This is a genomic window from Streptomyces nodosus (genome assembly GCF_008704995.1).
Lineage (GTDB): Bacteria > Actinomycetota > Actinomycetes > Streptomycetales > Streptomycetaceae > Streptomyces > Streptomyces nodosus.
This window is the reverse complement of record NZ_CP023747.1, coordinates 635,559-643,709: the sequence shown is the minus strand read 5'-3', so window position 1 is coordinate 643,709 and position 8,151 is coordinate 635,559. Positions and strand designations below refer to the sequence as shown.

General features: G+C 73.9%; 3 protein-coding genes. All 3 read left to right on the top strand.

Annotated elements, in window-relative coordinates; genetic code table 11:
• Positions 1 to 15: 15 nt before the first annotated feature.
• The 3 genes from CP978_RS03075 to CP978_RS03065 all read left to right on the top strand — a co-directional run bounded on the left by CP978_RS03075 (position 16) and on the right by CP978_RS03065 (position 8,093).
• On the top strand, positions 16 to 6,120 hold the full coding sequence (locus CP978_RS03075) for a type I polyketide synthase (RefSeq protein WP_043437281.1): 6,105 nt from the start codon (positions 16 to 18) through the stop codon (positions 6,118 to 6,120).
• A 153-nt stretch (positions 6,121 to 6,273) separates the two neighbouring features.
• Positions 6,274 to 7,464, top strand: a complete 1,191-nt coding sequence (locus tag CP978_RS03070; RefSeq protein WP_043437280.1) for a cytochrome P450 — start codon at positions 6,274 to 6,276, stop codon at positions 7,462 to 7,464.
• A 119-nt stretch (positions 7,465 to 7,583) separates the two neighbouring features.
• Positions 7,584 to 8,093 carry a DinB family protein gene (locus CP978_RS03065; RefSeq protein WP_043437277.1) on the top strand — a complete coding sequence of 170 codons (510 nt, stop codon included), beginning with the start codon at positions 7,584 to 7,586 and terminating at the stop codon, positions 8,091 to 8,093.
• Positions 8,094 to 8,151 lie beyond the last annotated feature (58 nt).

Sequence of the window (8,151 nt, the reverse complement as noted above, 5' to 3'; positions counted from 1 at the left end):
AAGGTTCAACGGACGATGCCGGACGAAAGTAAGCTCGTCGATTACCTGAAGTGGGTCACGGCGGATCTCCACCAGACCCGCAGGCGCCTCCAGGAAGCCGAGTCGGGCCGCCACGAGCCCGTGGCGATCGTCGGCATGGCGTGCCGCTTCCCCGGCGGTGTGCGTTCCCCGGAGGACCTCTGGGAGATGCTCGCCGACGGCCGCGACGCCATCTCCGGGTTCCCCGCCGACCGCGGCTGGGACCTGGAGACGCTGGCCGGCGACGGAGCGGGCGGCAGCAGCACGCAGGAGGGAGGTTTCCTGCACGACGTGGCCGACTTCGACCCGGGGTTCTTCGACATCTCGCCCCGCGAGGCGCTGGCCATGGACCCGCAGCAGCGGCTGCTCCTGGAGACCGCCTGGGAGGCCGTGGAGCGTGCCGGGATCGCCCCCGGCAGCCTCCGCGGCAGCCGCACCGGCGTGTTCGTCGGCACCAACTCGCAGGACTACGCCCACCTCGTCCTCGCCTCCGACGACGACATGGGCGGCTACGCGGGCAACGGCCTGGCCGCCAGCGTGATGTCCGGCCGGCTGTCCTTTGCGCTCGGCTTCGAAGGACCCGCCGTCACCCTCGACACCGCGTGCTCCTCGGCCCTGGTCGCCCTGCACCTGGCCGCCCAGTCGGTGCGCTCCGGCGAGGCCGACCTCGCGCTGGCCGGCGGTGTCACCGTCATGACCACCTCGTCCAGCTTCGTGGGCTTCAGCCTCCAGGGCGGCCTCGCCACGGACGGCCGCTGCAAGGCGTTCGCCGACTCCGCCGACGGCACCGGCTGGTCCGAGGGCGTCGGCATGATCCTCGTCGAACGGCTCTCCGAGGCCCGGCGCAAGGGCCACCCGGTGCTCGCCGTGCTGCGCGGCTCCGCCGTGAACCAGGACGGCGCCTCCAACGGCCTCAGCGCCCCCAACGGGCCCGCCCAGCAGCGCGTCATCCGCGACGCGCTGGCCTCCGCCGGGCTCTCGCCCGCCGACGTCGACGCCGTCGAGGCGCACGGCACCGGCACCACCCTCGGCGACCCCATCGAGGCGCAGGCCCTGCTCGCCACCTACGGCCAGGACCGCGACGCGAGCCGTCCGCTGCGCCTCGGCACGGTGAAGTCCAACATCGGCCACACCCAGGCCGCCGCCGGCGCCGCGGGCGTCATCAAGATGGTCCTGGCCCTGCGCCACGGGCTGCTGCCCCGCACCCTGCACATCGACGCGCCGTCCACACACGTCGACTGGGACGCAGGACACGTCAGCCTGCTCACCGAGGCCACCCCCTGGCCCGAGGGCGAGCAGACGCGCCGGGCCGGTGTGTCGTCCTTCGGCATCAGCGGCACCAACGCCCATGTCATCCTCGAAGAGGCCCCCGCGGCCGAGGAGGACACCGACGCCGAGCAGCGGCCCGAGCCGGTCGTCCCGGGCGCCGTGCCGTGGCCCGTGTCGGCCCGTACCGCCGACGCCCTCGACGCCCAGCTGGAGAAGGTGCGGCCGCTCGCCGCGTCCGGCGCCGACCCCGTCGCCGTCGGCCACGCCCTGGCCGTCACCCGCACCCCCTTCGAACACCGGGCGCTGCTGGTCGCCGCGGACGGCAATCTCACCGAGGCCGCACGCGGCACCGTCCCCTCCGGCGACCGCCCCGGGCTGGCCGTGCTGTTCTCCGGGCAGGGCGCCCAGCGCCTCGGCATGGGCCGTGAACTCCACGCCCGCTTCCCGGTGTTCGCCGCCGCCCTGGACGAGACCCTCGCCCTCCTCGACGAGCGCCTCGGCCACTCGCTGCGCGACGTCATCTGGGGCGAGGACCCCGTGGCCCTCGACGACACCGGCCACACCCAGCCCGCGCTGTTCGCCGTGGAGGTCGCCCTCTACCGCCTGTTCGCCTCCTGGGGTCTGCGCCCCGACCACCTCGCCGGACACTCCGTCGGGGAGATCGCCGCCGTGCATGTGGCCGGCGCACTGTCCCTGGAGGACGCCTGCACCCTGGTTGCCGCCCGCGCCGGCCTGATGCGGGACCTGCCGGCCGGCGGAGCCATGGTCGCGCTGCGCGCCACCGAGGCCGAGGTGCGGCCGCTGCTCGACGAGCGGGTCTCGCTCGCCTCGGTCAACGGCCCCGATTCCGTGGTGGTCTCCGGCGCCGAGGACGCCGTCCTCGCCGTCGCCGAGCACTTCCGGAAGCAGGACCGGCGCACCACGCGGCTCTCCGTGAGCCACGCCTTCCACTCCCCGCTCGTCGACCCGATGCTCGACGCCTTCCGGGACGTCGTCGCGAAGCTCACCTTCGGCGAGCCGTCGGTACCCGTCGTCTCCACCCTCACCGGCGACGTCGTCGCCGCCGAGGAACTGGCCACGCCGCACTACTGGGTGTGCCACGCCCGGCAGGCCGTCCGCTTCGCCGACGCCGTGCGCACCCTCGTCGACGAGGGCGCCCGGACCTTCCTGGAGGTCGGCCCGGGCGGCGTGCTGTCCGCGCTCGTCGGTGAGAACACCCAGGAGGCCGGGGTCTCTGCCGTGCCCGCGCTGCGCAAGGACCAGCCGGAGGAGGCCTCCGTGCTCGCCGCCCTCGGCACCCTGTGGACCCGGGGCACCGCGGCCGACTGGGACGCCGTGTTCGAGGGCACCCTGCCCGGCCGCCCGGAGTCCGTGGACCTGCCGACCTACGCCTTCCAGCGCGGCCGGTACTGGCCCACCGTGCGCGCCCGCTCCGGCGACCCCGCCGGACTGGGCCTCGGCGCCGCCGGGCACCCGCTGCTCAGCGCCACCGTCACCCTCGCCGAGGCCGACGAGTCCGTCCTCACCGGACGGCTCTCGCCGCTGACCCACCCCTGGCTCACCGAGCACCGCGTCGACGGCCGGATCACCGTCCCCGGCACGGCCCTCGTGGAGATCGCGGTCCGTGCGGGCGACGAGAACGGCACCCCCCGCCTGGACCGGCTCGACCTGCTCGCCCCGCTGACCCTCGGCGACCGCGACGCGGTGCTGCTCCAGGTGCGCGTCGGCCCCGAGGACGCCTCCGGCCGGCGGACGCTCTCCGTGCACGCCCGCCCGGCGACCGCGGACGACGCCCCCTGGACCACGTACGCCCGTGGTGTCCTCGCCCCCGACGAGGGCGCCGAGGACACCGCCGCGGACCTTGTGGAGTGGCCGCCCGCCGACGCCCGTCAGGTCCCGCTCACGGAGCTGGAGTCCGAAGGACGCGCCCTCGGCCCGCTCTTCAGCGGCCTCACCGGGGTGTGGCGGCACGAGGGCGAGGTGTTCGCCGAGGCCGAGCTGCCCGCAGGACCCGACAGCGGCTTCGGACTGCACCCCGCGCTGCTGTCCACCGCCCTGCGCGCCGCCGCCGTCCTCGACGGCACCACGGCCGGCGAGCCCGCCGCCTTCGAGGGGCTCACCCTGCACGCCACCGGCGCCACCGCGCTGCGCGTACGGCTGAGCACCACCGGGCCCGACACCGTCGACCTCACCGCCGTCGACCCCGCGGGCAACCTCGTCCTGACCGCCGAGACCGTGCGTCTCGGCACCCCGGACGGCACCGCCGACACCCCGGCCGCCACCGGCCGGGGCGACCTGTTCGGGCTGAAGTGGGTGCCCGTCAAGGCCTCGGAGCGCGCCACCGGCACCCGCTGGGCCGTCGTCGGCTCCGACGAACTCGACCTCGGCTACGCCATGCACCGCGCCGACGAGACCGTCACCGCCTACGCGGAGTCCCTCGGCGGCGCCATCGGCGACAGCGGGGTCGCCCCCGATGTGTTCCTGATCCCGCTCGCAGGCGAGAAGGACGCCGGAGCGGAGGGCGTGCACGCCCTCACCACCCGGGTCCTCGGCTACCTCCAGGAGTGGCTGTCCGAGCCCCGGCTCTCCGGCACCCGCCTGGTCTTCGTCACCCGCCGCGCCGTCGCCCTCGACGACGAGGACGTCCTGGACCCGGCCGGCGCGGCCGTCTGGGGCCTGGTGCGCTCCGCGCAGACCGAGAACCCCGGCAGCCTGCTGCTCGTCGACCTCGACGACACCTTCCTGTCCGCCGGAGTACTGCCCGACGTGCTGACGCTCGACGAGCAGCAGCTCGCGGTCCGCGACTACCAGGTCCGCGCCGCCCGGCTCGCCCGGCTGCCGCGCCCGGCCGACGACGCCCCCGCCGCCGACTGGAACCCCGACGGCACCGTCCTGATCACCGGCGGCACCGGCGGCCTCGGCGCCGCGCTCGCCCGGCACCTGGTCACCAGCCGGGGCGCCCGTCACCTGCTGCTGGCGAGCCGCCGCGGCCCGGACGCGCCCGGCACGTCCGAACTGGTCGCCGAGCTGACCGGCCTGGGAGCCCAGGTGACCGTCTCCGCCTGCGACGTCGGCGACCGCGACGCGGTCGACACGCTCGTCGCGTCGGTGCCCGCCGAGCACCCGCTGACCGCCGTCGTGCACACCGCGGGTGTCCTGGACGACGCCCTGACCGGCTCGCTCACCCCGGAACAACTGGCTGGTGTGCTGCGCCCCAAGGCCGACGCGGCCCTGCACCTGCACGAGGCGACCCTCGGCCAGGACCTCGCCGCGTTCGTGCTGTACTCCTCGATCTCCGGCGTCATCGGCGGCCCCGGCCAGGCCAACTACGCCGCCGCCAACGCCTCCCTGGACGCGCTCGCCCACCGGCGCAGGGCGGCCGGTCTGCCCGGTCTGTCCCTCGCCTGGGGGCCCTGGGGCCGCGGCAGCGGCATGACCAGCCAGGTCAGCGACACCGACCTGGGGCGGATGGACCGCGGCGGCACCCCGCCGATGAGCCTCGAGGACGGCCTCGCCCTGTTCGACGCCGCCCTGGCCCGCACCGAGCCGATGGTCGTGCCCACCCGGATCAATGTCACCGGACTCCAGGTCCAGCAGACGCTGCCCGCGCTCTGGCGCGACCTGGTGCCGCGCCCCCGGCGCACCGCCGCCGCGGACCGCTCGCCCAAGACCGTGCTCGACGGGCTGCGCACGCTCGACACCGCGGGCCGGGAGAAGCTGCTCACCGAGCTGGTCGTCGGCTTCACCGCGGGCCTGCTCGGCCACGCCGACCCCGCCGCCGTCGACCCCGAGCGCGGCTTCCTGGAGCTGGGCTTCGACTCGCTGGTCTCGGTCAGCCTGCGCAACCAGCTCGGCGAACTCCTCGGGCTGCGCCTGCCGACGTCGGTGGTCTTCGACAGCAAGACGCCGGTGAAGCTGGCCCGCCACCTCAACGAGGAACTGGGCGACCTGTCCGCCTCCGGCCCCGCGTCCGGCACCGCCGTCGCCGGCACCACGGTGCATCCCGACGACACCCTGGTCGGCCTGTTCCACAACGCGGTGCGCGGCGGCAAGCTCGTCGAGGCGATGCGGATGCTGAAGGCGGTCGCCAACACCCGGCCCACCTTCGAGACGCCCGCGGACCTGGAGGAGCTGTCCGAGGCCGTCACCCTGGCCACGGGGCCCGGCTCCCCGCGGCTGATCTTCGTCAGCGCGCCCGGCGCCACCGGCGGTGTCCACCAGTACGCGCGCATCGCCGCCCACTTCCGCGGCAAGCGCCATGTGTCGGCGATACCGCTGATGGGCTTCGCCCCCGGCGAGCTGCTGCCCGCCACCAGTGAGGCGGCGGCCCGGATCGTCGCCGAGAGCGTCCTGATGGCGAGCGACGGCGAACCGTTCGTGATGGTGGGCCACTCCACCGGCGGTTCCCTCGCCTACCTCGCGGCCGGGGTGCTGGAGGACACCTGGGGCGTGAAGCCGGAGGCGGTCGTCCTGCTCGACACGGCGTCCATCCGGTACAACCCCTCGGAGGGCAACAACCTCGACCAGACGACCCGCTTCTACCTCGCCGACATCGACTCGCCGTCCGTGACGCTCAACAGCGCCCGGATGTCCGCGATGGCGCACTGGTTCATGGCGATGACGGACATCGACGCGCCCGCCACGACCGCCCCCACCCTGCTCCTGCGCGCCACACAGGCCAACAACGGCTTCATGCTGGACACCTCCGCGGTGCCGGCGGACGTGGTGCGTGACATCGAGGCCGACCATCTGTCCCTGGCCATGGAGCACTCGGATCTGACCGCCGAGGCCATAGAGAACTGGCTCGCCGAACTTCCGGCCGGCGAGGCCTGAGCCGGGTCCGGCCGGTGCACGCCACCCCGGCCGGGTCCTCACCGCCCCACCGCGTCCGGGGCGCCGCCCTCACACGGCGTCGCCCCGGACGCGCAGCGGCCCCGCAGCCGGGTAACCGCGCACCTCACCACTCTCCCAAGGAGTAGCAGTCCCATGGTCAACCCGACACCGCCGCCCTCTCTCGAGGATGCCGCGCCTTCGGTGCTCCGCCTCAGCCCGCTGCTGCGCGAGCTCCAGATGCGTGCTCCCGTCACCAAGATCCGCACCCCGGCCGGCGACGAGGGCTGGCTGGTGACCCGGCACGCCGAGCTGAAGCAGCTGCTGCACGACGAGCGCCTGGCCCGTGCGCACGCCGACCCGGCCAACGCGCCCCGCTACGTCAAGAGCCCCTTGATGGACCTGCTCATCATGGACGACGTGGAGGCGGCCCGCGCCGCGCACGCCGAGCTGCGCACCCTGCTCACCCCGCAGTTCTCCGCCCGCCGGGTGCTCAACATGATGCCCATGGTGGAGGGGATCGCGGAGCAGATCCTGAACGGCTTCGCCGCCCAGGAACAACCCGCCGATCTGCGGGGCAACTTCTCGCTGCCGTACTCGCTGACCGTGCTGTGCGCCCTGATCGGCATCCCGCTGCAGGAGCAGGGCCAACTCCTCGCGGTGCTGGGCGAGATGGCCACGCTGAACGACGCGGAGAGCGTCGCCAGGAGCCAGGCGAAGCTGTTCGGGCTGCTGACCGACCTGGCCGGCCGCAAGCGGGCCGAACCCGGCGACGACGTGATCTCCCGGCTGTGCGAGACGGTCCCGGAGGACGAGCGCATCGGCCCCATCGCCGCGAGCCTGCTCTTCGCCGGCCTCGACAGCGTTGCCACCCATGTCGACCTGGGCGTCGTGCTGTTCACGCAGTACCCGGACCAGCTGAAGGAGGCACTCGCCGACGAGAAGCTGATGAGGAGCGGCGTCGAGGAGATCCTGCGGGCCGCGAAGGCCGGCGGCTCGGGCGCCGCGCTGCCGCGCTACGCCACCGACGACATCGAGATCGCCGACGTCACCATTCGCACCGGCGACCTGGTGCTGCTCGACTTCACGCTGGTCAACTTCGACGAGGCGGTCTTCGACGACGCGGACCTCTTCGACATCCGCCGCTCGCCCAACGAGCACCTGACGTTCGGGCACGGCATGTGGCACTGCATCGGTGCCCCGCTGGCCCGGATGATGCTGAAGACCGCCTACACGCAGCTGTTCACCCGGCTGCCCGGTCTGAAGCTGGCCAGCTCGGTGGAGGAGCTCCAGGTGACCTCCGGCCAGCTCAACGGCGGCCTCACCGAACTGCCCGTCACCTGGTGACCTCCCCGCTGTCCGGCACCCGCGGCCCCCACTCCCCGACGAGTGGGGGCCGCACCCTTTTCCGCGGTCGGCGGGACGATACTGGCCCTGCACGCAGCCACGGACGAGGAGCCCCGACGATGACCAGCGACAACCGCACAGGACCGCCCAGTTTCGGCAGCGAACGCGAGATGCTGCGGGCCTTCCTCGACTACCATCGCGCGACCCTCGCCATGAAGTGTGAAGGGCTCACCGACGAGGAGCTGCGGCAGCGGTCGATGCCGCCGTCCACGCTCTCGCTGCTCGGTCTGGTGCGGCACATGGCGGAGGTGGAGCGTGCCTGGTTCCGCCGGGTGTTCGAGGACAACGACGCGCCCATGGTCTGGTCCGACAAGATCGACTTCCAGGCCGCGTACGACGCGAGCGGGTCGACCCGACAGGAGGCGTTCACGGCCTGGGAGGCCGAGGTGGCCGACTCGCGCCGCATCGAGCGCGAGAGCGAGTCCCTGGACCGGGTCGGCCATCAGCCGAGGTGGCGCGAGGAGGTGTCGCTGCGGATGGTGATGGTGCACGTCCTCCTGGAATACGGCCGGCACAACGGGCACGCGGACCTTCTGCGTGAGGGCATCGACGGAACCGTGGGCGCCTGAGCCCGCGCCGCAACCGGCCCCGTGGCGGCCCCGCCGCGCGCCAGGACTGCGAGCGTGC